This is a genomic window from Bradyrhizobium sp. TM239 (assembly GCF_036247985.1).
GTDB classification, from domain to species: Bacteria; Pseudomonadota; Alphaproteobacteria; order Rhizobiales; family Xanthobacteraceae; genus Bradyrhizobium; species Bradyrhizobium ottawaense.
The window spans coordinates 41,560-67,532 of the sequence record NZ_BTIR01000009.1; the positions used below are offsets into that span (position 1 = coordinate 41,560).

Genomic DNA, 25,973 nt, shown 5'->3' on the forward strand with positions numbered 1-25,973 from the left:
ACGGTTCCCCGGTGCACCCGGCCAAGCCCCCGCCAAATATGGGCTTTTGCCACATCCCCGCGACTGAGGGCCGCAGCCACAAGTTCCGAAACTGGCTTCACTTTTCGGGAAGTCTGCCCATCTTAAGCGCACGTCCCCATGCCGGGGATTTGGGAAACGCACATGAATTTCTCGTTACGCTCCCGCAGCCTCTTCAAGACGATCGCTGTCGTGCTGGCGCTTGCGCTGCCGACTGCGCTGGCGATCTCGTCCGCCGACGCCCGTGTCGGCGGCGGCGGCTCGTCCGGTTCACGCGGCTCGCGCACCTATTCGGCCCCGCCCTCGACCTCGACGGCGCCCGGCCCGGCCTCGCAGTTCAACCGCACCTACACCCAGCCGGGTGCAGGCATGAACTCGGCTGCTTCCGCGCCCGCGCGCGGCGGCCTGTTCGGCCGCGCCGGTGGCTTCATGGGCGGCCTTGCGGCCGGCTTCCTCGGCGCCGGCCTGCTCGGCATGCTGTTTGGCGGCGGCCTGTTCGGCGGCCTCGGCGGCCTGTCCTCGATCCTGGGCCTGATCATCCAGATCGCGCTCGTGGTGCTGGTGGTGCGGCTGGCGATGTCCTGGTGGCAGCGCCGTCACACGCCGCAGGCGGCCTATGCCAATGCCGATGCGGGCGCAGGTCCCGGACCGCAGCCGAACCAGCGCGGCGGCCTTGGTGGTGGTCTTGGCGGCTTCGGCTTCGGCGCGAACGCCAACAACGCGCCGCTCGAGATCAAACCGGACGATTACGAGGCGTTCGAGCGCCTGCTCGGCGAGATCCAGGCCGCCTGGTCGAACGAGGACGTGGCCAAGCTGCACACGTTCGCGACGCCGGAGATGGTCTCCTATTTCGAGCAAGACCTCGCCCAGAACCGCGCGCGCAACGTCGTCAACAAGGTGACGGGCGTCAAGCTGCTGCAAGGCGACCTCTCGGAAGCCTGGCGCGAAGGCGAGACCGACTACGCCACGGTGGCGCTGCGCTTCTCGCTCACCGACAAGACGCTCGACCGCAACAGCGGCACGGTCGTCGCCGGCAGCGAGCAGCCGGGCGAAGTCACCGAAGTCTGGACCTTCGCCCGCCGCCCCGGCAGCGGCTGGGAATTGTCGGCGATCCAGCAGACCAACTGATCGCAGGCAACATGAGAAACCAGGGCGTCGTGCTTCCTGCACGGCGCCCTTTTCTTTTGGACGTCTCGCATCGCGGCATCGGAATAAGCGGGCGCGCATCGGGTTGAAATCAGGCGGCCAACGACAAACCCAATTGGGAGGACAAGATGATCCGTATCGAGAGATGCTTGACGATTTCAGGCCTCGCGCTCGCAACGGCCCTGCTCGCGGCGCCATCGGTGCAAGCGCAGTCGGCCGACATGACGTTCTTCGTGACCTCAAGCGGTCCGGGCAAGGGCGCCGATCTTGGCGGCTTGGAGGGAGCCGATGCGCAATGCCAGAAGCTGGCGCAGGCCGGCGGCGCTGGTTCAAAAACTTGGCGCGCTTATCTCTCGACGCAGGCCGCCGACGGCAAGCCCGCCATCAACGCAAAAGACCGCATCGGCAAAGGACCGTGGCAGAACGCCAAGGGCACCGTGATCGCCAAGGACGTTGCCGACCTCCACGGCGCGGCCAACAATCTCACCAAGCAGACCGCTCTCAGCGAGAAGGGCGAGGGGATCAATGGTATTGGCGACCAGCCGAACCGGCATGACATCCTCACGGGATCGCAACCGGACGGCACGGCGTTTGCCGGTCCGGACGATCGCACCTGCAAGAACTGGACGTCGAGCACGCAAGGCGCCGCGATGGTCGGCCACCTCGATCGCCGGGGCCTGCGCGACGACGAACCGTCAAAGTCCTGGAATAGCTCGCACCCCTCGCGCGGTCCCGATGGTGGCTGCTCGCAGGCCGATCTGAAGAGCACGGGCGGCGACGGGCTGCTGTATTGTTTCGCTGCGAATTGAATCAAGCGCGAAGCTCTCTCGACTCGTCATTGCGAGGAGCTTTTGCGACGAAGCAATCCAGGCTGTCACCGCGGAGACCGACTGGATTGCTTCCGCCTTCGCCAAGGCTTCGGCGGACAAGTCGCTCCGCTCGCAATGACGGAGCGTGTGGTGGGGCCGTTCTGTCCCCAAAATGACGAAACCTTCCGGCGCGTGCTACATTGGTCCTGAACGCATCCACGCTCACGGACCTCTCCCATGAAATACGAGCTCTATTACTGGCCCGAGATCCAGGGCCGCGGCGAATATGTGCGGCTGGCGCTGGAGGAGGCCGGCGCCGCTTACCTCGACGTCGCGCGCGGACCGCGCGGCACGGCTGCGATGATGAAGATGATGGACGCGCGCAAGGGCACGCCGCCCTTTGCGCCGCCGTTCCTGAAAGCGGGCAAGCTCGTCATCGGCCAGACCGCCAATATCCTGCTCTATCTCGGTAGCCGCCATGCGCTCGCGCCGAAGACGGAAGCCGGCCGGCTCTGGGTGCACCAGCTTCAGCTCACCATCACCGACCTCGTGGTCGAGATCCACGACACCCATCATCCGCTCGGACCCTCGCTCTATTACGAGGACCAGAAGCCGCCGGCGAAGAAACGCACGGCCGATTTCTGGGACGAGCGGGTGCCGAAATATCTCGGCTATTTCGAGCAGCTTCTCACCGAGAATGGCGGCGCCTATGTCACCGGCCGGCGGCTGACCTATGTCGATCTCTCGCTGTTCCAGATCGTCGCTGGGCTGCGCTACGCCTTCCCCAGGCGCATGACGGCGTTCGAGACCGACATTCCGGGCCTCGTCGGCCTGCACGACCGCATCGCCGCGCGCCCGAACATCAAGGCCTATCTGGCGAGCGAGCGCCGCATTCCCTTCAACGAGCAGGGCATCTTCCGCCGCTATCGCGAGCTGGATGGCTAGTCTAGTCCATCCGCTCGAGCGAGCCCGCAGCCAGCGCTTCCCGCAGGCGGAACTTCTGAACCTTACCGGAGGCCGTCAACGGAAATTCGGAGCAGGCGAACCACAATATCGGCGTTTTATGTGGGGCCATTGCGTCGCGGCAATGCGCAGTCAGTCGCTCGGCGCATCCTGAAGCGCTTGACGACAGGCGAACGGCTGCTGCGACGACTTCGCCCCATTTCTCGTCCGGCGCCCCGAACACGGCGACCTCGGCGACCTCCGGATGGCGCAAGAGGCAGGCTTCGATCTCGACGGGATAGATGTTCTCTCCACCGCGGATGATCATGTCCTTGAGGCGACCGGTAACGCGGATATAGCCGCCCTCGTCGATCGTTCCCAGATCGCCGGTACGCAGCCATCCGTCGGACGTGATAGCCTGTTGGGTGTCGTCCGGTGCGTCGAAATAGCCGATCATCGTCTGGTACCCGCGGACTTGAATTTCGCCCTCTGTACTCGTCGGCAAGACACGAAAATCGCCGGGATCCGCGATGCGCACCTCGACGTTCCATAGCGGCTTTCCTACCGTATGAAGCCGTTCAAACTCCGGATCGTCGTCGCTCGTCTGCGCGACGATCGGGCTGAGCTCGGTCTGACCGAAGACGGTGACGACCGGAAGACCAAGCGCATCTTTCACGCGACGGTGTATCTCCGGCGAGACCGGAGCGCCCCCGGACAGCGCCACACGCAAGGACGACAGATCGTGCGGGGTGGCCTTCATCGCCTCGATCAGCGCGAGCAGCATCGTAGGAACGCCGAAGAGGACCTGCGCCCTGGACGCTTCGATGGCCTGCAGGACCGTTGGCGGATCGAAAAAGAGCGGGAGCACCAGTGTCGCGCGTGAGGTCATGCAGCCGAGCACGCTCATGACCGACCCGGCGGTGTGAAAGAGCGGCATCGGACTCAGCAGTACGCTGTCTTCTAGACCTGCTCTGGCCGCCACATAGCTCGCGTTCGTCACCAAGCCGCGGTGATGGAGGAGCGCCCCTTTAGGCTTGCCCGTGGTCCCGGAAGTGTACTGGATCTGCGCCGGATGCTGCGAATCGATCTCCGGCAACGCCGCTTCCGGCGTGTTGCGGATCTCGTCAAGCCAGCCTTCGAAGCAATAGCGGTGGATGCCGAGACCTTCCAACTCGCGGGCGATGGCACCTGTATCGACTTCGCGGAAACTCGATAGATGAAAGAGAGCTGATGATCTGGACTGCCGAAGAACGAATTCGAGCTCGCTCGGCTTGAACGCGGGATTGGCGGTGACCAGGATCACGCCGGCAAGCGCCGCCCCGTACTGCAAGACAACCCACTCCGGCACGTTCGGGGCCCAGACGCAGATGCGGTCTCCGCTCTCGACCCGTTGTAGCAGCCAACTCGCGCAACGCCGCGCATCGTCGTACAATTGAGCGTACGTCCACCGACGGTCAGTGCGTGAGGCCCCGACTGGGGAGGCCATCGATGACGGAACGACTTCGACCAGCGCTTCGCGATCAGGCACGGTGCCGGCAGCGGACGTGAGAGCACGACCGATGCTGACGTCGAGGATCGGCCGCGACGGATCGGCGGGATAGTAGGAATTGCGAAGCCTCGTTTCGTCCATGTCTAAGCCCCCTGACTCTTTTGTCTGTTTCGGACGTTGGATTTCGTCTCGAGAACCGTCCGCATCGCTTCTGCCCAGGCGGCGATGAGGCGCTCGCGCTTTCGCGCCGAGCTTCGGAGGTTGTCCGAGATCGCCAACCCCCTGATGAAATGGAGCGTCAGCGCCACGAATTCATCGTAGGCTTCCGATTCCGTCCATTTGCCAAAGAGCTGCAAATAGACTCGTTCGAGATCACGACGCGCGCCGCGCTCGGCCGCGATGAGCGCCTGCTTCAAAGCCGCGTCCGTGCGTGCGACGGCCCAGAGTTCAAGCTCGGCGAGATAGGCGGGCTGATGGGCGGCGAAGGCCAAGGCCTCGATGGCCGACTGCAGGGAATCCGACGATGCGCCGCTCGCCGCGCGGGATTGCGACACCGCCCGCTCATTGCGGCGGACAAGCTCCGCGACGGTCGCGGCCAGAAGCGATGCATGGTTGGGGAAATAATGCAGCAGGGCGCCCCGGCTAACTTCTGCCCGATGCTGGACAGCGAGGGTGGTCGTGCCGGCTACGCCGTGTTCGATCAGACATTCGACCGCGGCGTCGAGCACTCTCGATCGCATGGTCTCGGAGCCTTCAGACCCGCGCACGGACTTCGCCGCTCTGGACATGCACTTCCTCCTATCGACAGTCAGCGTTGACTGTAGCATGAGATGTGCTACAGTCAATGCTGACTGTTTATGCCCGGAGGATACTATGCCGAATTTTTCGACGCTAAGCATCGTGACCCGCGAGGACGCTCCGCGCATCGCTCGCCTCGTCCTCAACCGCCCGGAACGCTTCAATGCCATCGACGATGCGATGCCGGCCGAAATCCGCGCCGCCGTGGAGTGGGCCGAGAAGAATGACGACGTGCATGTCCTCGTTATCGAGGGCGCCGGCAAGGGCTTCTGCGGCGGGTACGATCTCGTCGCCTATGCGGAAAGCGAGATCGAGCATCCATGCCAGCAGGAGAGCGAGCCTTGGGATCCGCTCGTCGATTACGCAGTCATGAAGAAGAACACCGAAAACTTCATGAGCCTATGGAAATGCTCCAAGCCGACGATCGCAAAAATCCACGGCGCGGCGGTAGCTGGCGGTAGTGATATCGCGCTGTGCTGCGACCTGATCGTAATGGCAGAGGACGCCCGGATCGGCTACATGCCGACGCGGGTCTGGGGATGTCCCACCACCGCAATGTGGACATTCAAACTCGGCCCGTCGCGCGCGAAAGAGCTCATGTTCACCGGCAACATGATCGACGGCCGGACGGCGGCCGAGTGGGGTCTGGCCAACGCCTGCGTGCCGATGGAGCAGCTCGAGAACGCGACCAGGAAGCTTGCGGACCGGATCGCCGGGGTGCCGAAGAGCCACCTTGCCATGCATAAAATGGTGGTCAACCAAGTCATGCTGAATATGGGATTGGAGCAGACGCAGTCGCTCGCCACCCTGTTCGACGGCATCACGCGTCACAATCCCGAGGGTCTGTGGTTCAGGCGGTACACCCAGAAGCACGGCTTCAAGGCCGCGATCGAGTGGCGCGACAGCGGACGTCCGATTCCGGAGCGCGACGAGGCACGCAAGCAGATCAGCGAGTTGAAGAGCGGCACCTAGCGTGTTGCGCGAGAAGCGATCGATCGCGGCGCGATTTTCCCTTCTTCGAGAACGTCGCCGAAAGTGGACAGTCCGTCTCAGCCATCGACCCCCTGAACGATGATCGATCGATAGTCCGCGCCCAAAAAGCGGTGTCGGACGGCAGCTTGGTATTCGGGGCTGTCATAGAAGGTGCGCGCGGTCTCCATGGTCGGGAAGCTGACCATCACCACGCCTTCAGGCGAAGGCCCCTCCAGAACGTCCTGAGCGCCGTAGGCCGCGAGAACCGTCGCTCCCGAATTCCCCAGTAGGGGGGTGACCATTTCGGCATAGGTCTCCAGTTCACCCGCGTTGCGGGTGCGTTCGCGAATGAAGATGGCATAGACGCTCATCGATTAAAATCTCCGTTGAGGGTTCAAGATGAAATCAGTGCTGAACGACGATCTTGCCGAACACTTGGCGTCGACCCAGGTGTTCGATCGCCGCTCGGGCCTCCTCGAAGATGAAGGTACTGTCGATGACGGGTTTCAGGCCAGTTCGAGCGACGAAGCGCGTGAGCTCCTCAAGATCGCGGCGGCTGCCGGTCGTGATCGTCTGGAAGCGAGCAAAGCTAAAAAACATCGCCGTGTAATCGACGCTGCCCGCAAAGCCGCCGAGCACGCCGACCAGCGAAATCTGTCCGCTGGGAGCGATTGCCTTGATGGACTGCGCAAGCGAGGTCGCACCGCCCGTCTCCACGATACGGTCAATCCCACGATCGGTCATTGCGCGTGCCGTGGAGCCCCAGTCCTGATTGGCGCGATAATCGATGACCTCGTCAGCGCCCAGCGCTCGCAGACGATCGGCCTTTTCCGCGCTTGAGGTGGTGGCGATGACACGCGCACCCAACGCTTTGGCCAATTGCACTGCGAAGATTGAAACGCCGCCCGTGCCTTGCGTCAGCACGATGTCGCCCGCCCGGACGCCGGCAAGAGCCGACCAAGCAGTGACGCCCGCGCAGGTCAGAGCAGCGGCCTCTGCGAACGACAAAGTATTGGGCGCGGCGACCAGGGCTTCGGCGTCGACGACCTTATACTCGGTCAGCCAGCCATCCCGTTCGACCGAATATTGCTCTGCACCAGCCTCGAACGCGCCACCGAACCAGGTCGGAAAGAAGCTGCTGACAACGCGGTCGCCGATTGCAAAGCGGGTTACATCCGATCCTACCGCCTCGATTTCACCAGCCGCATCAGACAGCGGAACGACGTCCGCCTTGGCGGGAGCAGGGAATATCCCGGTGAGAAGGGCGAGGTCGCGAAAGTTAAGGGCCGTGGCGCGGACCCTGACCCGAACTTGTCCAGGTCCGGGAACGGGAAGATCCTCCTCGATGATCTTCAGGTCGTCGAGCGATCCAATCTTATTAGCTCTGTAGCTTCGCATGTCCCTCTCCAATCGATGAGGTGGGATAGATAGACTGGCTCGATCGTATGAGTAATGGCCCAGGCGCCTTGATTCCTGACCGATCGTCCGATATCGAATCGGGATGGATCCCTTCGACGACGTTGTGAGCGCGATGAGCGTGGCGAGTTCGCTCTATGTGCGATTCCGCTTTACCGCGCCGTGGGGTGTGGCATTCGATACCGGCTATCAGGCCCGGCTGGTGATGATCGCAGAAGGTGTGGGCTGGTTGCTGTCCGAGGGTGAGGTTCCCCTACCAGTGGCCAAGGGCGATTGTCTCATCGTCAAGGAAGGCACGCGGTTCGCGCTGGCGGATCGGCCCGACAGTGCCCTCGTGGATTGTGCGAACCTGTTTGCGGACCTGCCCGGCTTCTCGGAAGGGACCGGCTTCACCACCATCCCTGACCGCACGGTCAACTATGGCGGTAACGGCGCGTTGATGGAAATGGTATCGGCGCGTCTTTCATTCGATCCGATCGCGGCCGAGCCCTTGCTCGCCTTGTTGCCCGATCTGCTCCACGTTCGCTTGGCGCATGGTGACCTCGATCTGCTCGAGACCACCCTAGGCCTGATTGGCCTGGAAAGCCGCGCAGAGGGGCTCGGCGCGGACTTAGTGGTAGAGCGACTGACGGACGTGTTGTTCATTCAAACGATCCGCGCGTGGGTTGCGGCGGACGGGACACGGGCCGGCGGGTGGCTTGCTGCGCTGAGGCACAGATCCTTGGCCAAGGTTATCCGCTCCGTTCATGCGGACATCGCACGCGACTGGACGGTCGAGGAGATGGCTCGTGTCGCAGGCGTCTCGCGCTCCACCTTCGCTCAGAACTTCCGTTCGGTTCTCGGAGAGACGCCGCTGAGCTATGTGACGCGGTGGCGGATGTATCACGCCAAAACCCTGATGCGGAAGGGCGCGGCCTTGGCGGAAGTGGCGGTCAGGGTCGGGTATGACTCCGATACCGCGCTAAGCCGCGCCTTCCGGCGTGTCGAGGGACTGGCGCCTGGAGAGTGGCGGCGCACCTTGGCTGCGGAGGCGAACAGGCCTGCGTTATGATCCGCGGCGTGCGGCCGGGTCCAGATCTTCGTCAATATTGCGGGCCTCTCAGCCCTTCTCGACTGCGCTCCAGCTAGAGCGTTTTCGAGCGAAGTGGATACCGGTTCGCGTCAAGAAAACGCGTCAAAAGAAGAAACTTTAGCCGGTCCGGAGGGAGGCTGGCGGCAGCCCCCGTTCCGGACCGGCCGCTTCGGGCGCGATCAGTCGCCCGAAAACGTCATGGCCTTCGACGGGCTGCGCGTGCGCCGGACCAGGATGATCCTCTGAAGCATCGGGAGCGGGAGAAAGCTCCGGCTCGTCGGGGCAAGGCGGCTTGCAGAACATCGTCGCGTCTTCCGTTGCGTTGCGTGCTGCCGCTGTCTAGCGAAGTCCGCTTTCCGCGGCGTCAGCCGATCGGAGGAGGGCAGCGCGATGCGCGCTCACCAAACGCCCGGCATCAGGCGATAGCGCACCCGCGCCGCATAGTCGGCATAGCCCGGCAGGCCTTCGCGCAAGGTGCGTTCCTCGATTCCGATGCGGATCGCGAACAGGAGGACGAGGAGCGGGACCATCACGAGTCCCCACCACGAGCCCAGCAGCAGCGGCACGCCGGTGAAGAACAGGACCATGCCGCTGTACATGGGATGACGCACATGGGCGTAGGGACCGGTCGAGATCACGCGCTGCGCGCGCTCGGCCTGCAGCTTCACCACCGGCGCAGCGAACGAGTTTTCGCGGAACACCCACATCGTGGCCAGTGTCGAGGCCAGGAATAGCGCAAGGCCGAACGCCTGGAGCGCGACCGGCATGTCGGACAATTGAAGGCGCCGGTCGATGCCGATCAGCACCAGCCAGGCCAGCATCGCGACGACGAAGACGCTCACGAACACCTTGTCGGCGGCGGGCTGATTCTTCTGCAGCACCAGCCGCAGCCGCTCGGCGAGCAGCGCCGGATCGATCCGGTAGAGCCACCAGCCGCAGAGCGGGCCGAGCAGGATGCATGTGGCGAGGAATACCCAGGCCGAGGGCCAGTGCATGGTGCCGGCGGAGGCGAACAGCAGCGCGCCCATCGCGGCGGTGGTGATCGTGTTCTGCAGCAGCAGTCTGGCGATCATGGTCGATCTCGTTCCATCCCACGCCGGCGCATTGATAGCCCTGTTTCCGGCAAACATGCGGCGTGAGGAGACAGGGACCGGTTCAGACCTTGATCGGCGGTGTAAAGGCCGCGATCAGCCGAACCAGATCCGCCTGTCGTTTGGTTCCGGTCTTGGCGAAGATCCGGGCGAGATGGGTCTTGATCGTGGATTCGGCAATGCCCATGCTCCTGGCCACGTCGGGAACCCCGCCGATCTCGACAATGGACAGGAAGACGCGCAGCTCGGTCGGCGTCAGCTTGAACAGCTTGCGGATGAGGTCGGGCGCGACGATCGTATCGAGCGCTGCCTTGCTGACGAACAGGACGGCGCAGGCGTCGTAGCTCGCTGCGAACCTCTGCCGGCGCCCGGCGGTCAGCGGCAGGAGATGCGCGACAAAGTGCGCGCCGTCGCGGGCCGTCAGATGCAGCGAGATGCTCGCGCTCGTCATCGCGCGGTCGCCGACAACCGTGCCCGCCAGCGCCTGCCGCAGCACGCGATCGGCATTCGGCTCGGACGTCACCAGCCGGCCACGGACCGAACGAAGCACGTCGGCCTCGTCCAGGATGTCGCGCGCGCTCGCATTGGCGTGCGTGATATGAGCCTCGGCATCGAGCAGCAGGACGGCGGTTCGCAGGGCGTCGAGCGTGCGGACCGACGTCGTTTCGAGTGCGTTCTGCTGCTGCAGCTTCTGTCTGACGACCATGGCCCGTTGCACGTGCGGCGCGAGGTGGGAGATCACCTGGTACATCCTGCGGTCGACGGGACCGCCGGCCTTCATGATCGAGAGGCGGGATATTCCCTCAGGCGATTTGTCGAGCAGGATATTGGCGGCGTCCTCAAGGCCCTGCGGCCGCGTCCATTCGTTGTAGAACATGGTGGTGCGGAATTCGTCGACGTCGATCCAGTCCCTGATGGTCTGGATCTGGCCGACCGGCGCGTGGAGCACGCTGCGCGACGGATCGAACGGTTCATAGGTTTCGATGTAGGACTGAACATAGGCCGGCTCGACACCGACGGCATGCGCGATCACGGCCTCGCCGTCTGCTCCGATCCGGACCAGACCGCCGCTTTGGCCGCCCGCCAGGTCGACGATGCTGCCCAGGGTCGCCGGCCATCGGGAATCATCGAGCGCGGCATCGTAGATGTCCGCCACCAGCGACAGCAGCTCTTCATTCAGTTCCATTGGCTTGCCCCATCGACGCGTGCTCTTCGGCTCGCAGATGAGCACGCCGGATGTGGAAATTTGATGAGCCGGATCACACTTGAAGGGCGCGCCGGGCCGGAGCCGTGGTTTGCGACCCAGTCGTGCGCGAAGGGTAAATGGCCGCGGTGGGGCAGGCCGGGCGCGGCGAGGAATACCGAGGGCCGGTGCGGCGTTGGCGTGGACGCGAATAACCGCGCGTCCATGGCGGCAACGCGCGCAGTGTTAAGGAAGGGCAGTCTTGCGATCATGCGCAGGTCCCGGCGTGGCCGCGCATGATGTTGATCCCGCTATCCGGCGAAGATGCGGCGGGACGCAGAACAGGCCCGATCGACGGGATCGGGCGATTCCCCTTCGAGGGGATCGATCAGGCGAGCTGATCGATCCGCGTGCCCTGACCCGGCGGCAGCGGCGCGGGCGGCTGCGGCTTGTAGGTGGGGTCGGCGTCCTTGGTCTTGGTCTGATCGTCCTGCTGCTTGGTCGTGTCGTAGCTCGGAACCACGATCGCGATCGGCGGCGGCGCTACGGTGGAAACCTTCATCCGCAATCCTCACACATGGAAACAATTGACCCTGCGCTGCGAGGCGCGAAAATTCCTTCAAGGCAATCGTTAAAATGCGAGCGATCCGGCGTGGTCGATGGGCCGTCTTGCGGTGTCACCGCGACCGTTTGCGTGAGACGACGAGACCTCTCCTCGTCATTGCGAGCACAGCGAAGCAATCCAGACCATTTCCGCGGAGGCAGCCTGGATTGCTTCGTCGCAAGGGCTCCTCGCAATGACGGAGTGTATGGAAAGAACGAACGCCCTCTCTATTCGTCCTTGCCGCGCGTGATCGCGATGGACGCGTCCTTCTTGGTGCGGGTGCATTCCATGTTGAGCCGCCGATAGCGCATGCTGATCTTGTCGCCGCGCAGCAGACCCATTCGCTTCAGGCAGCGTGTGGCGCCCGTCGTGGTATCGTCCTTGGTCACGGTGAAGACGATCGCCGCCATCGACCCCACCAGCGCATAGAATTCCGGCGTCGGCTTGCGATCACCCTTGGCATAGAGCTCGATGGAATATTTGTCGCCGCGGCAACCCACGGACAGCTCCTTGGCCGCCGGGTGCGTCAGGTAAACGGTGTTCGCAGCACGGAAGTTCACCTTGAGGCGGTCGACCTGGTTCGCCAGCTCCTTGGCACTGTCGTCGCAGCGGTCGGCGCGTGCGGGCGAGGTGAGGGTCACAAGGCCGGTGATGGCGGCGGCGACCAGGATCGCGCCGCGGACGTTCAGTTTCAATGTCATGATGAAAAGCCCCTTAGGGCGCACATTCAAGCGTCGTCGGGCGCGAAGCGCAAGAGAGGGGTCTTTCTTGTTGGCAGGCGCGTGATATAAAGGGCACATGAGCAAGGAGCAGGTAAAAGCCGTCCTGGAGCGCGTTCTGACCTGGCCGCCCGAGCGCCAGGAGGACGCAGCGAAGATGCTGATGCTCATGGAGTCGCAGGACGAGAGCGTTTATCGGCTAACCGATGAGCAGGTCGAGGAGGTTCGCCGCCGTCGGTCGGATCCGAACGCCCGCCGGCTCACGCTTGAGGAGTTTACACAACGCCTTAAGCAGCGCCTCGGCGAATGAAGGTCGTCATTCACGAGTCAGCGGCTCGTGATCTCGACGAGATTATTGACTGGATTTCACAGGATAATCCCCCACGCAGCAGCCAGAGTGGCCGATCGCATCAGGACGAAGATCGAGCGTCTTGCCGTTTTGGGCCTGCCCCACATAGGTCGTCCGGGCTTGCTCGAAGGGACGCGAGAGCTTGTGGAGGCTCCCTACGTCATCGTCTACGCGGGCGATCAGCCAAACCAGCTGATCGACGTATTGGCCATCCTTCATGGCGCCAGGGACCGCGAAATCTAGGGCTTTCCGATGGACCAGGCGGGCCTTCGGGACGCTTCCTTTTCCGCTCAAAATGGGCTTAGAACGCTTCTATGCTGAGAGGCCCGCCAGGGCCCCAAAACCCCGAGATTCGCCCCATGAACGCTCCGACCGCCTTCCCCGACCCGTCCAAGCCCGTTCCGCCCTACAAGCACACCCCGCTATTCCCGCTGGGCAAGGACGAGACGCCCTACAAGAAGATCACGGCCGAGGGCGTCCGGGTCGAGAAGGTCCTGGGCAAGGACATGCTGGTGGTGTCGCGCGAGGCGCTGCGGGCGCTGTCGGAGGCGGCTTTCGGCGACATCAACCATTACCTGCGGCCCGGGCATCTGAAGCAGCTCCGCGCGATCCTGGAGGACGGCGAGGCCAGCCCGAACGACAAGTTCGTCGCGCTGGACTTCTTGAAGAACGCCAACATCGCGGCCGGCGGCGTGCTGCCGATGTGCCAGGACACCGGCACCGCGATCATCATGGGCAAGAAGGGCTGCAACGTCATCACCGACGGTGACGACGAGGCGGCGCTGTCGGAAGGCGCGCGCGATGCTTACCTGCGCCGCAATTTGCGTTACTCGCAAGTCGCGCCGCTCTCGATGTACGAGGAGAAGAACACCGCCAACAACATGCCGGCGCAGTGCGAGATCTACGCCGAGGGCGATGACGCCTACAAGTTCATGTTCATGGCGAAGGGCGGCGGCAGCGCCAACAAGAGCTTCCTGTTTCAGGCGACGCCCTCGGTGTTGACCAAGGACCGGCTGCTCGCGTTTCTCAAGGAGAAGATCCTGACGCTGGGCACCGCGGCGTGCCCGCCCTATCACCTCGCGATCGTGATCGGCGGCACCTCGGCCGAGCTCTGCATGAAGACGGTGAAGCTCGCCTCCGCCCGCTATCTCGATGCGCTGCCGACCCACGGCTCGCCTGACGGCAACGCCTTCCGCGACGTCGAGATGGAGAAGGAAATCCACAAGATGACGCAGTCACTCGGCGTCGGCGCGCAGTTCGGCGGCAAGTATTTCTGCCACGACGTGCGTGTGATCCGCATGCCGCGTCATGGGGCCTCGCTGCCAATCGGCCTTGGCGTTTCGTGTTCGGCCGACCGCCAGGTGCTCGGCAAGATCACCAGGGACGGCGTCTATCTCGAGGAGCTCGAGCACAACCCGGCGCAATACCTGCCGCAGGTCGAGCAGGCGCTCGGCGGCGAGGTCGTCAAGATCGATCTCAACCAGCCCATGAAGGACATTCTGGCGACGTTCTCCAAGCATCCGATCAAGACCCGGGTCTCGATGACCGGCACCATGATCGTCGCGCGCGATAGCGCCCACGCCAAGCTGCGCGAGCGGCTGGAGAAGGGCGAGCCGTTGCCGGATTACTTCAAGAACCACCCGGTCTACTACGCCGGCCCGGCCAAGACGCCCGAGGGCTACGCCTCCGGTGCGTTCGGTCCGACCACGGCGGGCCGCATGGATTCCTTCGTCGACCAGTTCCAGGCCGCTGGCGGCTCGATGGTGATGGTGGCCAAGGGCAACCGTGCGCCGGCGGTGCGCGAGGCCTGCAAGAAATATGGCGGCTTCTATCTCGGCTCGATCGGCGGTGCCGCGGCGAACCTTGCCGAGCACTGCATCAAGAAGGTCGAGGTGCTCGAATATCCCGAGCTCGGCATGGAAGCGATCTGGCGCATCGAGGTCGTCGACTTCCCGGCGTTCATCATCATCGACGACAAGGGCAACGACTTCTTCAAGGAGTTGAACCTGGGCTAGTCAGGTCCTGCGTCGTCCGCCGGTTCCTGGACCGGCGGACGATTTATGGAGCGTGCCCTCAGCGCTTGACGTTGAACGAGACGGCGCCGCCATTTTCCGCGCTGTCGAACATCACGAGGACGCGAATGCTCGCTGCGTCTTCCTCGAGAGGAACCAAAATCTCGGCTTTGGCGCCCGCTGTGACCGTGCTGAGGTCGAGCGTAGCCAGCGGCTTTGCCGTCTTGCTGCTGCCATCCCATAACCAGACCGTATAGGGAACCTCTTCGTCCCGTGTCGGGCCTGCGAGGATCAAGATGCCGTCGTTCACCACGGCAAGGTCGCGTATCCCGGTGTTCTCCCCCAGCTTTAGCGGGGTCGGCTCCGGCTTGAGATCATCGAGCTTGGTGAAGAGCGCGTCCGCATTGACGCTGAGAACGAAGGCCTGTTGCTCCAGCGACGGTCCTCGCAATCCGAAGTACATGCGGCCGTTCCTGACCGCAATCCCTTCGATATTGACCCCGCCTTCCGAAAGCGGCTTGTTGAATTTTGCTTTGACGTGTTCGTCCTTTTCAATGACCTCGCGCATCCGCGCGCTCGACTCCACGCCATCGACCTTCTTGGCGTTGGGTTCGGTCTTGGGAACGCCCGTTTGCGGATCCACGGCAATCCGAAACACGACATAGCTCGACAGATTCTCCTTGTCGCTCTTGCGGCTTCGGCCGTGCGAGCCGGTCACATAGAAGAAGCCCTTTTCATACGCGACGCCTTCGGCATCGGCATCCTTGTCGTCATCCGAAAGCCGGATGAGCTTCCGGGGCACGAGCACGTTGCCTTCGATCGAAAAGAACTGCGCATATTTCTTCTCGTCATTGGCAATCAGGCACGACGTGAACTTCGGCGTGGTCGGCACGCACGCCGCTCCGCTCAAATTCATGCGCGGCTGATCCTTGAACTTGTCGTCCTTGTCGTCCTTCTCGAAGATCGAGGCGGGCTTCCAGGCGGTTACCTCCGGGGCAATCTTTGGCGGCAATTGTTCGCCGCGTGCGGCTGAGATCGTTGCCCCCAGCAATACGCAAACGAACGCGGCCGTCAGTGGTCGATGAAATGCATGCGTGATGTACGGCATTTTTCCCTCCCGGGTGCAATGCTCAAATACAATCCCCAATTGTGAAGAAGGCAAGGGCGAGAATGTCGCGGAGCGCTCTCTTCTCAGCTGCAGTTCGTGACCTGGTTCGAGCACAGCGCGCGCCACCAGCCGCGGACGCCGTCATGGCTCTCGACCAGACCCCAGAAGCCGCTGCAGGCGAAGAGGCGCTTCGGGCCGCCGTCACCGTCGATCGGACCGCCGAGCTCGCGCTGGGCCGGCATCCATTTGGCGTCGACGAAGGGCGCCTGGAACAGCCCGCCGGCGCGCGTATAGCCGTTGGCGTAGCTCGCGCCGACCTTGTTGGAGGCGACCCAGCCGCGCCCGGCATAGGGTTTGGGCGCGCTGCGCGGATATCTCTTCTCGTCCTCGTAGTCCTTGCCCGGCGGCTTGGCGCCTTCGATCAGAAACCAGCCGCTCTTGAAGCCGATGATGCGGAATTCGGTGAGCCAGCCGCCATCGGGCGTGTTCTCAGCGCCTCCCAACTTCAAGCGGTAGGGCGGCGGCAGTGTGCCGAGCACACGCGCTGTCGCCGACGGCTCGGCGCGCACGTTGAGCCCAGCGGGGTCCTTGTCGATGGACCAGGCGCCGAGACTGCAGGGCTCGGTGCCATCGGGCAGCGTCGTGCGCTTCGCGGCGAGATCGGCGTGCAGCTTGGCGAAATCGGTCTCGTCATTGTCCGGATCTGGCTCCGCGCGCGGCTTCAACTCGGCGGAAACTGCGCGTGTCGCATCCGGTGTCAGCTTGACCACGAGGGCCTGGCGCGCAGCGAACACGCTTGCCGGTGTTTTCGGATCGTTCGATGGCGCCGGATAGACGGCGAGATATCCCGTCGAGCCATCAGTCCGATAAGCTGTGCCGGCGACATAGCCTGCCGGCACCATGGCGAGCGCGCTTGCGCGCCACGCCGGTTCGGTATCATCCGCGCGCGCCGCTTGCGTCGCGACGCAGAGCATCGTCGCCGCGATGAGACGAAGCACGCGCATGTGCTGCGGCCTTACGCGCGGGCGCCCGAGAACGGGAAGCTGCCCATCGGGCCGATGCCCATCTCGCCGCTGATGCTGTCGCCGGAGACGGTGCCGGTGAATTCGAGCGTGAGCGGCATCGGTTTGTCGATCGAGACCTTCCAGGAGACATTGTCGCCAGAGACGGTGCCGTCGAAAATTTCGGTGGTATTACCTTCCGCACTCTGCGTGCCCGTGAGCGTGCCGCCCGCGGCCTTGAGGCTCAGGGTCGTCTGGCGCTCGCCCATCGGCGTCGTCGTGGTCAGAGTCCAGGTGCCGTCCACGGCCATTCGCGTCTCCCAAAATTCTGGCGGACCGCGACGATCCGCGGTCAGTCCGAGCGAGCCTATAACCCAACTCGCAACTCCTGCCTAACCCTCCGATAGAGCATTTAAGCGCGGGCGGCGGCGCGACGGCGGCTGGTGACGATGAGCCGGAGCACGACATACTGCACGGCGAAGGCGAGGATCTTAGCGCCCCCGGCGACCACCGTGAGGTAGAACGCCCACAGCTTCAGATCGCCCGTGGAGGCGACGACGATCATGCCGACGCCGATCACGAACATCAGCACCGCCCAGGCATAGCCCGCGGCCGTCACGTATTCCGGAACGGTCTCGACGACGATCGGCGGCATGTAGCGCAGCATCCAACCGCGCTTGAGCATGATCGCGCCGATGGCGAAATGCGCGATCGAAGGCTTTGCCATCATGAAGCGGGGATCATTGGTCAGCAGCGTGACCGCGCCCAGTCCGACGACGAGCGCGAGGCTCGCATACGTCATGTAATTGAGTTGCTGCCCCTTGATGCGGGCGTAGATCACCTGCGCGATCGCGCCGGCCACTGCCACCGAGGTCGCCAGGATGACGTTGTCGGTGACGAGATAGACGACCAGGAAGACGATGGCGGAGAAGAGATCGGAGGCGAGGCGGGCGAATACGTCCTTCATCGTCAATCCTGTTCAGCGGGCGTTGGGCAATGCGCGGGCGGGCGTACCGTACTTGATCTGGCGATACTCGGGATACCATTTTGTGAAGTAAATCGCGCTGTTGCGGGCGGCGAAGGCGACCGCAAGGCTCGACCAGAGCGGCAGGCCGGGGACGTAGAGCAGCACAAGATTGCCGGCCGCCATCAACAGCGCGGCCACGGTCCAGGCGCCGGTGATGACGTAATTGGCGGTGAGAAAGCCGGGCATCGCCGCGGTCTCGGCCGGCACTGATTCCAGCGCATATTGCAGCGTGAAGGGACGGCGGACCAGCAGCGAGCCGAGCGAGATGACGAAGATGCCGATATCGACCGACAGCTTGACGCCGAGCGTGCCGAGCTGCGGGTCGAGCAGCGCCAGGTAGAGGCCGATTGCGGCGAACACGATCGCCGAGCCCGCGGCCAGGGTCTTCACCGAGCGCCCGCGCGCCACATCGATGGCGACGGTGGCGAGGCAGATCGCGGAGGCCACGAACACGCTCATCGCGGCCGACGTCACCAGCATCAGGAAGCTGTAAGCGCCGTAGGGCGCAAGGATCAGGAAAATCGCCATTGCCTACCTCGGTCAGGCCGATCTTTACGATGTAAAGATCAATAGGTCAGAGGCGAGGCTGGGTCAAGCGAAATCTTTACAGTGTCAAAATGATGTAGGCGGCATGTAAAAGTTGAAGTGCCGCAACGGCTTGGTCGGACGCCTCGTCGGCCAATTCCGCCCAGGGCAGGCGCGACAGAATGGGGAGCGCGCAGGCGATCGCGAGGCCGAGGGCGAGCAGGATGCCGCCGTTGAAGATGCCGTTGAAGATGACTTGGCCGCTCCGCCGCAGATGGACCACCTCGAGCGTGAGCGCGGCGCAGACCATGGCGAGGATGGCGAGGAGGTCTGCGGTGATTGAGGGCATCTGCATACGGGCCTCTTTGGTGACACGTCCGTGCTGTGGCTCCGGGCGCGCCAAGTGGCGCGCCGCGGAATGAGGGGAGCTACTGCGCACCCACCCAATTGCCGTGAAAGCCGTCGGGCACGCGATGGCCGAGCTGCACCAGCGCGACGGGGCCCGCTTCGATATCGGTGGCGTTGAACACCGCGAGGTCGCTGCGGTTCTCCCGCGCCCGCCAGACCACGGCGAGCAGCCAGCCATCGCCTTCGACCGCATCCTTGGATCGCTCGACGAACACCGGTTCGGAGATGGTGTCGCCGGCGGGCAGCAGATAATGGCCGAGACGTCTTCCGTTGCCGTCGACATGGACGACGCCGGAGAGCGCGCCGAACATCGGCAGTTTCGGATTGGCGCAGGCGTACCAGCCGTGACGGTTCTTCAGCCCGGCGTGGCGGTCGTCGATGCGCGGGAATTCGCCGGTGAGATCGTCGAGATAGGTCTGCTGGAAGCGGTCGGTATTGCCTGAGAGATCGAAGGTCCAGCGGCAGTGCCGGGCGCGCGACTTGTCCGGATCGGTCGGCCGGCCGTCGGGATGCGGAAACAGCGGTGCTTCCTCGAACTGCATGACGTCGGCGATGATGCGGTTGTCGTCCTCCCACGCGTTCATGATGTGGAAGACGTAGCAGGCTTCACCGCGAAACCAGACGATGTCCTTTGCGGTGCCGCTCCGCTTCATCACGCCGACATAGGCGCCCTTGTCCGGCTCCCAGGCGTAGGGCGGCTGCCCGCGCATCGCGCGCTCCATGCTGCCGGTGATCGGCAGGATCGGAAACAGCACATGGTTCGCGGTGACGATGAAGTCGTGCACCATGCTGGCATAGGGCGCCTCGAACCGCTCGAAGCGGGTCGCCTTGCCGGAGGCATCGATCGAGCCGTAGGAGAGGGCAGGGGTCAACGGACCTGCGGCGTTGTAGCCGAAGAACACGAGCTCGCCGGTGACGGGATCGATCTTCGGATGCGCCGTGAAGCTGCCGGCGACGCGGCCCTGGTAGTTGTGATAGCCGCGCGTCGCCAGCGTGCCCGGCTCGATCTCGGTCGGCAGATGCGCCTCTTCCAGCGCCAGCAGCTTGCCGGCATGGAAGATGATGTTGGTGTTGGCGACGCCGCCGTCGGTGAGATCAGTCGGCGCATCCGGCAGCTTGCGGCCGAAGCCGCCGAACAAGGCGCGGCCGGCGTCGTGCTCGGCGAGCCATTTCGGCGTGCGGACCCAGCGGTTGCGGTAGCTGGCGCGCCCATTGTCGAGGTGGAACGCGTGCAGCATGCCGTCGCCGACGAACCAATGGGCGCCGGGGGAATCGAACTGCGGATTGGGACCGTTGCGATAGAGCGTGCCGTTCAGCTCGCGCGGCAATTCGCCGATGATCTTCAGGAATGGCGCGTCCGCTTCGAACGGGATCGGCGCGATGTTGTTGCGGCGCTCGGCGACGGCGTCGTGCTGCACGGCGTATCTCTCCCTATCTTTACATCGTAAAGATCGGATAGCGCCGATTGCCGCATCGGTCAAGCGAAATCTTTACACTGTCAATATTGCGTCATATAGCTTGCAAATGGCCAAGATCGACACCAAGACCGATACCAAGAGCGAAACGGCGCGACGCGCGCGTGCCCCCAGAAAGACGAATTCGCCTGCGGCATCGCGCCCAAGGCGTGGCGCGGCGAGCGCGAAGTCCGAGACGCCCTATCACCACGGTGCCTTGCGCGAGGCGCTGCTGCAGGCTGCCGAACGGGTGCTGGAGCGCGACGGACTCGCCGGCCTCACCTTGCGCGCAGTGGCGCGGGAGGCGGGCGTCTCCCATGCCGCACCCACCCACCATTTCGGTGATCTCACCGGCCTGCTCAGCGAACTCGCGGCCGTCGGCTTCCGCCAGTTCAACGCGGCGATGGCGGCATCCTGCGGTGCCGCCACCACGCCGCTCGAAGCCGCGCTGGCGCGGCCCAAGGCCTACGTCGCCTACGCGCAAGCCCATCCCGGCATGTACAGCATCATGTTCCGTACCGAGCGCCTGGACTATTCCAGGCCCTCGCTGCACGAGGCGGCCGAAGCCTCCTTCGCCGGGCTCGCGAATGCGATCGGCATGATGCGGCAGGAGCAGATCAGCGGTGACGCGCTGACGCTGAGCCAGGGGGCCGCGATCGCACGTGCCTGGTCGATGGTGCATGGCTTCACCATGCTGCTGCTCGACGGACGGCTCGAGGATATCTTGGGACGTCTGCCTGAGGGAACGACGGCCGAGCGGCTAATGGAGGCGATGCTGATGGCGCCGGTGGCGGGGAAGCTGCCCGGCCCCTGATCGCCTGGCACGAAGGCAACGCTACCGCATCGTCGCAAGCTCGACGGCGCGGCCGCGCGTGCCGATGATCTTCACCTCGTCCTTGCCGCACATGAAGCCGCGGGCGAAATCGTCCGCGGCCTTGCGCGCAAGCTCATTGGCGGCGGGGTTGGCGATCGCATCGACATAGGCGACGTGACAGACCGGGCCCGGCGGCAGCCGGGTCACGACCAGCATAGCCTTGGTGTTCGGCCGGCCCTGCTTGTCGGGATCGGCATTGTCGGCGATGTGCCAGCGCTGGATGATCGCGAACGGCTTTGCGCCCACGGCGCGCCATTCGATCGTGGTCTCCGACGAATTGAACGGTGCGAACCAGACCTTGGCTGCCGGTTCCTCGGCTGCTTGCCTGCGATTGCGGCCGATCGAGACGATTTCGCGAAGATCGTCCTCGGCGATCAGCACCAGAAGGCCGTCCTTGCCCGGGCAGCTGCGCGTCGTGCTGCCGTCGAGCTCGCTGGGCTTGCCGATCTGGCGGCAATCCTTTGGCGCCGCCGAGGTGTAGGTGCTGCCCACGGATTGGGCGCCGGCGCTGTTCAGACCGATGCAAATCATCAAGACAGCCAGGCCTGTGCAGGTGATGCGGGTCATCATGAGGGCTTCGATCGCTGGGAACTCCGTACCATCAGACGTCTTCATTGTGGGCAAGGTTCAAACAGGGGTGGGATAGACCTGACAGCGGCGCGGAATCGTTCTAGAAGAGCGGCTTCGCTTGGGCTCCTCCAGCCTCGTTCGCGTCCTCCTTTACTTGATCATGCCAGCCATCTCCTCGCAAAAACCCTACCGCGTCGGCCGCTCCAAGACCGGACTCGGCCTCTTCGCCACCAAGCCGATCAAGAAGGGCACCCGGATCATCCGCTATTACGGACCGATCCTGGATTCGCGGATCCCCGAGCAGGACGACATCGAGAACAAGTACCTGTTCGAGCTCAACGGCCGCTGGACCATCGACGGTTCGGTGCGCAAGAATCTGGCCCGCTACATCAACCATTCCTGCCGGCCCAACGCCGAGTCCGACGTCCGGCCGCGCGAGCGCAAGGTCTTCATCCGCGCCATCAGGAACATCGAGCCGGGTGACGAGATCAACTATGATTACGGCACCGACTATTTCAAAGCCTATCTGAAGCCGATCGGTTGCAAGTGCGAGTCTTGCGAGAAGAAGCGCAAGAAGCTGCGCGCCGAGGCGCGGGCCGAGCGCGCCAAGGTGAAGGCGCGCACGGAAGCCAAGGCCAAGAAGGCGGGCACGAAAAGCACGGCAAAAAAGAAGAAGCTGAACGGCAAGCACTTCGCCGGCAAGGTCGGCCGGGCGAGGGCGTAGTCGCAGGCGATGGCCGCGAATGATGCGCGGCCAAGCCCGGGCCTCACGCCGCCACCGCACTCGCGCTTCTTCGCAATCCCACATATTGCAGCTCGGCGAACACGCCGGTGGCGATCGCCTGCGCCACGACCATGAGCTCGCCGGCAAGGTTCGGCGACACCGCGCCCGAGAGCAGCAGCGCAATGCTGCCGACCGTCCAGGCCGCATTGCCGATCACGACCAGCAGCACGAGCGCCTTCGCCACCGAGGCGCGTGACGCCAGCCAGCCGACCAGCGCGGCGTAGGCGATCAGGAACAGGCCGGTCTCGCGCAGCAGCGCTTCCGGCAGGTTGAACAGCGTCGCGAACGCGCTCGCGCCGAAGCTGAAGCCGAGGGCGGCGACGCCGCTGAAGATGGCATCGGCAAGCAGCGCGCGGCGCAGGAAGGTGGAAGTGTCGATCATCGGAGGTCTCCGTGGTTGGGGTGGGCTCGGGGTGAAACTCAGTGCCGTCCGCGCCACCAGGCGCGGACCAGGCGGGCGAGGCGGAACGGACAGAGGCTCCTGCCGACGCCGTGCTCGAAGGCCGTGACCTGCGCGAGCACATAGTCGCCGGTCGAGTGCACCAGCGGCTCGGGCATGTTGAGGCTGCGCGCCAGCATCCGCGTTGCGAAGGCCATGGCCCAGGGAACAAGGTGGTCTGCGACGGTCCGGTAGAGCAGCAGCGCGATCATGGTCATCTCCTGTCGCCGATGAAGATGCGCGCGCCGGCGCGCCAATTCGATTACCTCGCGGGTAATGGAAGGGCCGAAATCCGCATGCTAGGTTTCTGGTCATGAACGCACATGCATCCACGGCGCAGGCCGACCGCAGCCAGCCGGTTCACATCGGCGACCATTTGCGCGAATGGCGGCAGCGCCGCCGCATGAGCCAGCTCGATCTCGCGGGCGAGGCCGAAATATCGGCGCGTCACCTCAGCTTCGTCGAGACCGGCCGCGCCGCGCCCTCGCGCGACATGGTGCTGCGGCTCGCCGAGCGTCTCGACGTGCCCTTGCGCGAACGCAACGTGCTGCTGGTCGCGGCCGGCTACGCGCCGGCGTTTCCGCAGCGCCAGCTGGAGGACCCGGCCTTGAAATCAGCCCGCCAGGCGATCGATCTCGTGCTGAGGGCGCATGAGCCCAATCCCGCGCTCGCGGTGGACCGGCACTGGAACCTGGTGTCGGCCAACCGCATGGTGGCGCCGCTGCTCGACGGCATTCCGCAGCGGCTGCTCGGTCAGCCCTTCAACGTGCTGCGGCTCGCCTTTCATCCCGAGGCACTGGCGCCGCGCACGGTCAATCTCGCGGAGTGGTGCGGCCACCTTTTGGAGCGTCTGCACCGGCAGTGCGAAGTGACGGCCGATCCTGAGCTGATCAAGCTCTACAACGATCTCAAGAGCTACCCCATCCCGGCGCGCGCGGGGCCGCTGTCGAGCGACAATGTCGCGATCCCGTTCAAGCTGCGCCACGGCGGGGAGATACTAAGTTTCTTCTCCACCACCATGGTGTTCGGCACGCCCGTCGATATCACCCTGTCGGAGCTGGCGCTGGAGACCTTCTTCCCGGCCGACGAGCGCACCGCAGAGCGGCTGAAGCAGATCGCGGCAGCCATGACCTAGAGCCCTTGACCTGGAGCCCTTGGCGCCCTTGCCTCCGAGCGGCTTCGGCTTATCTTTGGGCCAACCTTGATCGCCCGAAGGAGGCGCCTGACATGAGCACGCTGAAACCGCTCCAGATCGACGTCGTCTCCGACGTGGTGTGCCCCTGGTGCTATATCGGCAAGCACCGGATCGAGAGCGCGCTGGCGCTCGTGCCGGACGTCCCGGTCAAGCTCAATTTCCGCCCGTTCTTCCTCAATCCCTGGGTGCCGCGCGAGGGCATCAGCCGCGAGGCCTATCTCACCCAGAAGTTCGGCTCGGTCGAGGCCTATAAGGGCATTGCCGGGCGCGTCGTTGCGGCCGCAAGCGAGGAGGGCCTGCTCTACAAGCCCGAGCTGGTGGCGCGTCAGCCCAACACCACCGACTGCCATCGCCTCATCCTGTGGGCGGAAGCGATCGGCAAGGCGCCCGAGATGAAGCAGCGCCTGATGGAGCTGTATTTCCGCGACGGCGGCGATCTCACCGATATGAACGTGCTGGTGCAGGCGGCCGCCGATGTCGGCCTCGATGCCGAGGATGTGCGCCGGCGCCTTGCCACCGACGAAGACGTCGCGCGCGTTTCGGCCGACGCGCAGGAAGCCGCCGAGAAGGGAATCTCCGGCGTGCCGACCTACGTGTTCGCTCAGAAATACGCCGTCTCCGGCGCGCAGGACCCCAACCTGCTCGCGCGCGCCATCCGCCAGGTCTCCGCGGAGATCAACGCACAGGCGGCGGAGTAGCTTCCCTTAGTTGCGGAGCCGGCGGACCAGGCGCCGCGCGCTTTCGTGCGCGGCGTTGAGGCCGACCAACGCCCCGTGCACCAGCGCCACGACTGGATCGTGCCGCCGCAGCGGGATCAGCACGTCGCCGACCGCAAAACGCCCGCGCCAGATCGGATTGATCATGGGGTGGTCGGCGCTCGCGGTGGAATCCGCGCTGGCGATGGCGGGATCGGCGCAGAGATGGCGGGTGAGCTCGATTGTGAGCTGCACGCCCGGCGAATATCTTGCGAAGTGCTCGTCGATGCCGAGCTTGAAGAAGAAAGCGCGGTCCTGATGGCGCAGCACGATGCCGGCGGCCACTGGTGTCGTGCCGGCGCGAAGCGTGATGATCTCGCACTGCGCGGTCTCTGCCAGCGCCGGGACGGCTCGGCGGATGAAGGTCGCATCGCCCGCATGCTGCACCAGCGCAGTGCCGCGCTTGCCCTTCCAGCCGCTGGCTTCGAGCTGCAGGAATGTTTCGAGTGCGGGCCCGATCTCATCTAGCTTGCGTGCGACGTCGAACGTAACAGGGCCGTGCTCTTCGAGGCGATGGCGTTGTCGGCGCAGCTCCTTGAGCTTCTTGGCGCCGAGTGCGTCGCGCAGCAGGGTTTCGTCATCCTGTGTCGCATCAAGGCTGGCGCGCATGTAGGAGGACAGCACGCGCGGCTTCAGGCCGTCGCGGCTCAGGACCTGCTTGAGCGCAGTCATCGCCGCGCCGTCGAGTGCGACGTCGTTCAGCACGAGCGCATGCGCGCCGGCCTCGCGCGCCCTCTGCAACAGCCGCGCGGCCGCCTCGATCGGGGCGTCGCGGTCGATCAGCGGGCTGCACAGCGTGCCGTAGGGATGCGCGCTCACCAGCGCGGGCAGGGGAATTTTGAGCGCGTGCCACAGCGAGACCACAGGCATCAGCCCGATCAGCCGCGTCGAAGAGCCGTCGAATGCGGGCAGCGCCGAGGCTGAGCTGCGGCCGCGCGCGGTTGCGCTGACCGCGAGCTCCCAGGCGGGCAAATAATATCCGTTCGGCTCGATCGCCCGCTGCGCGAGCGCGCGCCACTGGCCGGGATCGATCGCAATGAGCGGGACGCGCGCCGCCATGGCATCCGTTCTCGATGCCGCATGGATCGCTGCCTGCTGCGCGATGTCGACCACGTCCCCTCGTCCGTTCACGCGGGCAAAGGCCGCGTCACATGGCCATGCTTAGCGCAAAGATTGGAAAATACCGTTGGCGCGCCGCTTCAATTCGAACGGT

31 protein-coding genes are annotated in these 25,973 nt (G+C 64.4%); 12 read left to right on the forward strand and 19 right to left on the reverse strand.

Annotated elements, in window-relative coordinates:
• Window positions 1-138 precede the first annotated feature (138 nt).
• The 3 genes from AABA84_RS16930 (at window position 139) to AABA84_RS16940 (ending at window position 2,918) form a co-directional block, all read left to right on the forward strand.
• Complete coding sequence (locus AABA84_RS16930) at window positions 139-1,146, forward strand: Tim44 domain-containing protein (RefSeq protein ID WP_338312560.1); 1,008 nt, start codon at window positions 139-141, stop codon at window positions 1,144-1,146.
• A gap of 146 nt (window positions 1,147-1,292) precedes the next feature.
• Window positions 1,293-1,973 carry a lectin gene (locus AABA84_RS16935; protein ID WP_338312561.1) on the forward strand — a complete coding sequence of 227 codons (681 nt, stop codon included), beginning with the start codon at window positions 1,293-1,295 and terminating at the stop codon, window positions 1,971-1,973.
• Between the two features lie 237 nt (window positions 1,974-2,210).
• On the forward strand, window positions 2,211-2,918 hold the full coding sequence (locus AABA84_RS16940) for a glutathione S-transferase (RefSeq protein ID WP_338312562.1): 708 nt from the start codon (window positions 2,211-2,213) through the stop codon (window positions 2,916-2,918).
• A 1-nt stretch (window position 2,919) separates the two neighbouring features.
• Here AABA84_RS16940 and AABA84_RS16945 read toward each other — a convergent pair whose 3' ends face one another.
• Both AABA84_RS16945 and AABA84_RS16950 read right to left on the reverse strand, forming a co-directional pair.
• Window positions 2,920-4,545, reverse strand: coding sequence for an AMP-binding protein (locus AABA84_RS16945; RefSeq protein WP_338312563.1), 1,626 nt, complete (start codon window positions 4,543-4,545; stop codon window positions 2,920-2,922).
• Between the two features lie 2 nt (window positions 4,546-4,547).
• Complete coding sequence (locus AABA84_RS16950) at window positions 4,548-5,192, reverse strand: TetR/AcrR family transcriptional regulator (RefSeq protein WP_028142775.1); 645 nt, start codon at window positions 5,190-5,192, stop codon at window positions 4,548-4,550.
• An 85-nt stretch (window positions 5,193-5,277) separates the two neighbouring features.
• On the opposite strand from AABA84_RS16950, the gene AABA84_RS16955 reads away from it, so the two are divergent.
• A complete protein-coding gene (locus AABA84_RS16955) occupies window positions 5,278-6,174 on the forward strand; it encodes a crotonase/enoyl-CoA hydratase family protein (protein ID WP_338306527.1) in 897 nt (298 codons plus the stop codon).
• Between the two features lie 77 nt (window positions 6,175-6,251).
• Here AABA84_RS16955 and AABA84_RS16960 read toward each other — a convergent pair whose 3' ends face one another.
• Entirely contained in the window at window positions 6,252-6,545 is a 294-nt protein-coding gene (locus tag AABA84_RS16960) for a DUF1330 domain-containing protein (protein WP_028142777.1), read from the reverse strand.
• 34 nt (window positions 6,546-6,579) lie between these two features.
• Window positions 6,580-7,572: a zinc-dependent alcohol dehydrogenase family protein gene (locus tag AABA84_RS16965; RefSeq protein WP_212252902.1), complete on the reverse strand. Its 993-nt coding sequence runs from the start codon at window positions 7,570-7,572 to the stop codon at window positions 6,580-6,582.
• Between the two features lie 103 nt (window positions 7,573-7,675).
• Between AABA84_RS16965 and AABA84_RS16970 the strand changes: the two genes are divergently transcribed.
• Window positions 7,676-8,641, forward strand: coding sequence for an AraC family transcriptional regulator (locus tag AABA84_RS16970; RefSeq protein ID WP_338312564.1), 966 nt, complete (start codon window positions 7,676-7,678; stop codon window positions 8,639-8,641).
• Window positions 8,642-9,060: 419 nt separating this feature from the next.
• Here the strand turns inward: AABA84_RS16970 and AABA84_RS16975 are convergent, their stop codons facing one another.
• The 4 genes from AABA84_RS16975 to AABA84_RS16990 form a co-directional block, all read right to left on the reverse strand.
• Window positions 9,061-9,735 (reverse strand): methyltransferase family protein, encoded by a 675-nt coding sequence (locus AABA84_RS16975; protein ID WP_212252898.1) that lies wholly within the window; start codon window positions 9,733-9,735, stop codon window positions 9,061-9,063.
• An 82-nt stretch (window positions 9,736-9,817) separates the two neighbouring features.
• Window positions 9,818-10,939, reverse strand: coding sequence for a helix-turn-helix transcriptional regulator (locus tag AABA84_RS16980; protein WP_212252896.1), 1,122 nt, complete (start codon window positions 10,937-10,939; stop codon window positions 9,818-9,820).
• A gap of 385 nt (window positions 10,940-11,324) precedes the next feature.
• Window positions 11,325-11,498: a hypothetical protein gene (locus AABA84_RS16985; RefSeq protein WP_018321873.1), complete on the reverse strand. Its 174-nt coding sequence runs from the start codon at window positions 11,496-11,498 to the stop codon at window positions 11,325-11,327.
• A gap of 269 nt (window positions 11,499-11,767) precedes the next feature.
• Complete coding sequence (locus AABA84_RS16990; RefSeq protein WP_212252894.1) at window positions 11,768-12,241, reverse strand: hypothetical protein; 474 nt, start codon at window positions 12,239-12,241, stop codon at window positions 11,768-11,770.
• 97 nt (window positions 12,242-12,338) lie between these two features.
• Between AABA84_RS16990 and AABA84_RS16995 the strand changes: the two genes are divergently transcribed.
• From AABA84_RS16995 to AABA84_RS17005, 3 genes are all read left to right on the forward strand, one after another.
• Window positions 12,339-12,569, forward strand: a complete 231-nt coding sequence (locus tag AABA84_RS16995) for a hypothetical protein (protein WP_338306525.1) — start codon at window positions 12,339-12,341, stop codon at window positions 12,567-12,569.
• Between the two features lie 27 nt (window positions 12,570-12,596).
• Window positions 12,597-12,851 carry a type II toxin-antitoxin system RelE/ParE family toxin gene (locus tag AABA84_RS17000; protein WP_338312565.1) on the forward strand — a complete coding sequence of 85 codons (255 nt, stop codon included), beginning with the start codon at window positions 12,597-12,599 and terminating at the stop codon, window positions 12,849-12,851.
• Between the two features lie 116 nt (window positions 12,852-12,967).
• On the forward strand, window positions 12,968-14,623 hold the full coding sequence (locus tag AABA84_RS17005) for a fumarate hydratase (protein WP_038948099.1): 1,656 nt from the start codon (window positions 12,968-12,970) through the stop codon (window positions 14,621-14,623).
• A gap of 58 nt (window positions 14,624-14,681) precedes the next feature.
• Here the strand turns inward: AABA84_RS17005 and AABA84_RS17010 are convergent, their stop codons facing one another.
• From AABA84_RS17010 to AABA84_RS17040, 7 genes are all read right to left on the reverse strand, one after another.
• On the reverse strand, window positions 14,682-15,728 hold the full coding sequence (locus AABA84_RS17010; RefSeq protein WP_338312566.1) for a DUF3616 domain-containing protein: 1,047 nt from the start codon (window positions 15,726-15,728) through the stop codon (window positions 14,682-14,684).
• A gap of 83 nt (window positions 15,729-15,811) precedes the next feature.
• Window positions 15,812-16,732, reverse strand: a complete 921-nt coding sequence (locus tag AABA84_RS17015; RefSeq protein WP_338312567.1) for an SH3 domain-containing protein — start codon at window positions 16,730-16,732, stop codon at window positions 15,812-15,814.
• A gap of 11 nt (window positions 16,733-16,743) precedes the next feature.
• On the reverse strand, window positions 16,744-17,040 hold the full coding sequence (locus AABA84_RS17020; RefSeq protein ID WP_338306522.1) for a hypothetical protein: 297 nt from the start codon (window positions 17,038-17,040) through the stop codon (window positions 16,744-16,746).
• 101 nt (window positions 17,041-17,141) lie between these two features.
• A complete protein-coding gene (locus AABA84_RS17025) occupies window positions 17,142-17,696 on the reverse strand; it encodes an inner membrane-spanning protein YciB (protein WP_338312568.1) in 555 nt (184 codons plus the stop codon).
• Between the two features lie 12 nt (window positions 17,697-17,708).
• Entirely contained in the window at window positions 17,709-18,284 is a 576-nt protein-coding gene (locus tag AABA84_RS17030; protein ID WP_338306520.1) for a hypothetical protein, read from the reverse strand.
• A 76-nt stretch (window positions 18,285-18,360) separates the two neighbouring features.
• Window positions 18,361-18,636, reverse strand: a complete 276-nt coding sequence (locus AABA84_RS17035; protein ID WP_338306519.1) for a hypothetical protein — start codon at window positions 18,634-18,636, stop codon at window positions 18,361-18,363.
• Between the two features lie 73 nt (window positions 18,637-18,709).
• The gene (locus tag AABA84_RS17040; protein ID WP_338312569.1) at window positions 18,710-20,107 is read right to left on the reverse strand and encodes a carotenoid oxygenase family protein; all 1,398 of its coding nucleotides are present in this window, start codon (window positions 20,105-20,107) and stop codon (window positions 18,710-18,712) included.
• 106 nt (window positions 20,108-20,213) lie between these two features.
• On the opposite strand from AABA84_RS17040, the gene AABA84_RS17045 reads away from it, so the two are divergent.
• Window positions 20,214-20,957, forward strand: a complete 744-nt coding sequence (locus tag AABA84_RS17045) for a TetR/AcrR family transcriptional regulator (RefSeq protein WP_338306517.1) — start codon at window positions 20,214-20,216, stop codon at window positions 20,955-20,957.
• Window positions 20,958-20,978: 21 nt separating this feature from the next.
• Here the strand turns inward: AABA84_RS17045 and AABA84_RS17050 are convergent, their stop codons facing one another.
• Window positions 20,979-21,584: a hypothetical protein gene (locus AABA84_RS17050; RefSeq protein ID WP_338306728.1), complete on the reverse strand. Its 606-nt coding sequence runs from the start codon at window positions 21,582-21,584 to the stop codon at window positions 20,979-20,981.
• A 163-nt stretch (window positions 21,585-21,747) separates the two neighbouring features.
• Between AABA84_RS17050 and AABA84_RS17055 the strand changes: the two genes are divergently transcribed.
• Window positions 21,748-22,311, forward strand: coding sequence for an SET domain-containing protein (locus AABA84_RS17055; RefSeq protein ID WP_212252869.1), 564 nt, complete (start codon window positions 21,748-21,750; stop codon window positions 22,309-22,311).
• A 43-nt stretch (window positions 22,312-22,354) separates the two neighbouring features.
• Here AABA84_RS17055 and AABA84_RS17060 read toward each other — a convergent pair whose 3' ends face one another.
• Window positions 22,355-22,753, reverse strand: coding sequence for a hypothetical protein (locus AABA84_RS17060; protein WP_338306516.1), 399 nt, complete (start codon window positions 22,751-22,753; stop codon window positions 22,355-22,357).
• Window positions 22,754-22,791: 38 nt separating this feature from the next.
• The gene (locus tag AABA84_RS17065) at window positions 22,792-23,022 is read right to left on the reverse strand and encodes a hypothetical protein (RefSeq protein ID WP_212252865.1); all 231 of its coding nucleotides are present in this window, start codon (window positions 23,020-23,022) and stop codon (window positions 22,792-22,794) included.
• A gap of 101 nt (window positions 23,023-23,123) precedes the next feature.
• Between AABA84_RS17065 and AABA84_RS17070 the strand changes: the two genes are divergently transcribed.
• Window positions 23,124-23,945, forward strand: a complete 822-nt coding sequence (locus AABA84_RS17070) for a helix-turn-helix domain-containing protein (RefSeq protein ID WP_212252863.1) — start codon at window positions 23,124-23,126, stop codon at window positions 23,943-23,945.
• 92 nt (window positions 23,946-24,037) lie between these two features.
• Window positions 24,038-24,703 (forward strand): DsbA family oxidoreductase, encoded by a 666-nt coding sequence (locus AABA84_RS17075; protein ID WP_338312570.1) that lies wholly within the window; start codon window positions 24,038-24,040, stop codon window positions 24,701-24,703.
• Window positions 24,704-24,709: 6 nt separating this feature from the next.
• Here AABA84_RS17075 and AABA84_RS17080 read toward each other — a convergent pair whose 3' ends face one another.
• Window positions 24,710-25,873: a GNAT family N-acetyltransferase gene (locus AABA84_RS17080; protein ID WP_338312571.1), complete on the reverse strand. Its 1,164-nt coding sequence runs from the start codon at window positions 25,871-25,873 to the stop codon at window positions 24,710-24,712.
• Between the last annotated feature and the right edge of the window lie 100 nt (window positions 25,874-25,973).

Excerpts from the sequence above, each read along its gene's own strand:
- AABA84_RS16990 (WP_212252894.1), bottom strand. The coding sequence starts at position 12,241 with ATGACATTGAAACTGAACGTCCGCGGCGCGATCCTGGTCGCCGCCGCC.
- AABA84_RS17005 (WP_038948099.1), top strand. The coding sequence starts at position 12,968 with ATGAACGCTCCGACCGCCTTCCCCGACCCGTCCAAGCCCGTTCCGCCC.
- AABA84_RS16965 (WP_212252902.1), bottom strand. The coding sequence starts at position 7,572 with ATGCGAAGCTACAGAGCTAATAAGATTGGATCGCTCGACGACCTGAAG.
- AABA84_RS16935 (WP_338312561.1), top strand. The coding sequence starts at position 1,293 with ATGATCCGTATCGAGAGATGCTTGACGATTTCAGGCCTCGCGCTCGCA.
- AABA84_RS17010 (WP_338312566.1), bottom strand. The coding sequence starts at position 15,728 with ATGCCGTACATCACGCATGCATTTCATCGACCACTGACGGCCGCGTTC.
- AABA84_RS17030 (WP_338306520.1), bottom strand. The coding sequence starts at position 18,284 with ATGGCGATTTTCCTGATCCTTGCGCCCTACGGCGCTTACAGCTTCCTG.
- AABA84_RS16955 (WP_338306527.1), top strand. The coding sequence starts at position 5,278 with ATGCCGAATTTTTCGACGCTAAGCATCGTGACCCGCGAGGACGCTCCG.
- AABA84_RS17035 (WP_338306519.1), bottom strand. The coding sequence starts at position 18,636 with ATGCAGATGCCCTCAATCACCGCAGACCTCCTCGCCATCCTCGCCATG.
- AABA84_RS17025 (WP_338312568.1), bottom strand. The coding sequence starts at position 17,696 with ATGAAGGACGTATTCGCCCGCCTCGCCTCCGATCTCTTCTCCGCCATC.
- AABA84_RS16975 (WP_212252898.1), bottom strand. The coding sequence starts at position 9,735 with ATGATCGCCAGACTGCTGCTGCAGAACACGATCACCACCGCCGCGATG.
- AABA84_RS16970 (WP_338312564.1), top strand. The coding sequence starts at position 7,676 with ATGGATCCCTTCGACGACGTTGTGAGCGCGATGAGCGTGGCGAGTTCG.
- AABA84_RS16930 (WP_338312560.1), top strand. The coding sequence starts at position 139 with ATGCCGGGGATTTGGGAAACGCACATGAATTTCTCGTTACGCTCCCGC.
- AABA84_RS17020 (WP_338306522.1), bottom strand. The coding sequence starts at position 17,040 with ATGGCCGTGGACGGCACCTGGACTCTGACCACGACGACGCCGATGGGC.
- AABA84_RS16985 (WP_018321873.1), bottom strand. The coding sequence starts at position 11,498 with ATGAAGGTTTCCACCGTAGCGCCGCCGCCGATCGCGATCGTGGTTCCG.
- AABA84_RS17045 (WP_338306517.1), top strand. The coding sequence starts at position 20,214 with ATGGCCAAGATCGACACCAAGACCGATACCAAGAGCGAAACGGCGCGA.
- AABA84_RS16980 (WP_212252896.1), bottom strand. The coding sequence starts at position 10,939 with ATGGAACTGAATGAAGAGCTGCTGTCGCTGGTGGCGGACATCTACGAT.
- AABA84_RS17050 (WP_338306728.1), bottom strand. The coding sequence starts at position 21,584 with ATGACCCGCATCACCTGCACAGGCCTGGCTGTCTTGATGATTTGCATC.
- AABA84_RS16950 (WP_028142775.1), bottom strand. The coding sequence starts at position 5,192 with ATGTCCAGAGCGGCGAAGTCCGTGCGCGGGTCTGAAGGCTCCGAGACC.
- AABA84_RS16940 (WP_338312562.1), top strand. The coding sequence starts at position 2,211 with ATGAAATACGAGCTCTATTACTGGCCCGAGATCCAGGGCCGCGGCGAA.
- AABA84_RS16945 (WP_338312563.1), bottom strand. The coding sequence starts at position 4,545 with ATGGACGAAACGAGGCTTCGCAATTCCTACTATCCCGCCGATCCGTCG.
- AABA84_RS17055 (WP_212252869.1), top strand. The coding sequence starts at position 21,748 with ATGCCAGCCATCTCCTCGCAAAAACCCTACCGCGTCGGCCGCTCCAAG.
- AABA84_RS16960 (WP_028142777.1), bottom strand. The coding sequence starts at position 6,545 with ATGAGCGTCTATGCCATCTTCATTCGCGAACGCACCCGCAACGCGGGT.
- AABA84_RS17075 (WP_338312570.1), top strand. The coding sequence starts at position 24,038 with ATGAGCACGCTGAAACCGCTCCAGATCGACGTCGTCTCCGACGTGGTG.
- AABA84_RS17060 (WP_338306516.1), bottom strand. The coding sequence starts at position 22,753 with ATGATCGACACTTCCACCTTCCTGCGCCGCGCGCTGCTTGCCGATGCC.
- AABA84_RS16995 (WP_338306525.1), top strand. The coding sequence starts at position 12,339 with ATGAGCAAGGAGCAGGTAAAAGCCGTCCTGGAGCGCGTTCTGACCTGG.
- AABA84_RS17070 (WP_212252863.1), top strand. The coding sequence starts at position 23,124 with ATGAACGCACATGCATCCACGGCGCAGGCCGACCGCAGCCAGCCGGTT.
- AABA84_RS17065 (WP_212252865.1), bottom strand. The coding sequence starts at position 23,022 with ATGATCGCGCTGCTGCTCTACCGGACCGTCGCAGACCACCTTGTTCCC.
- AABA84_RS17015 (WP_338312567.1), bottom strand. The coding sequence starts at position 16,732 with ATGCGCGTGCTTCGTCTCATCGCGGCGACGATGCTCTGCGTCGCGACG.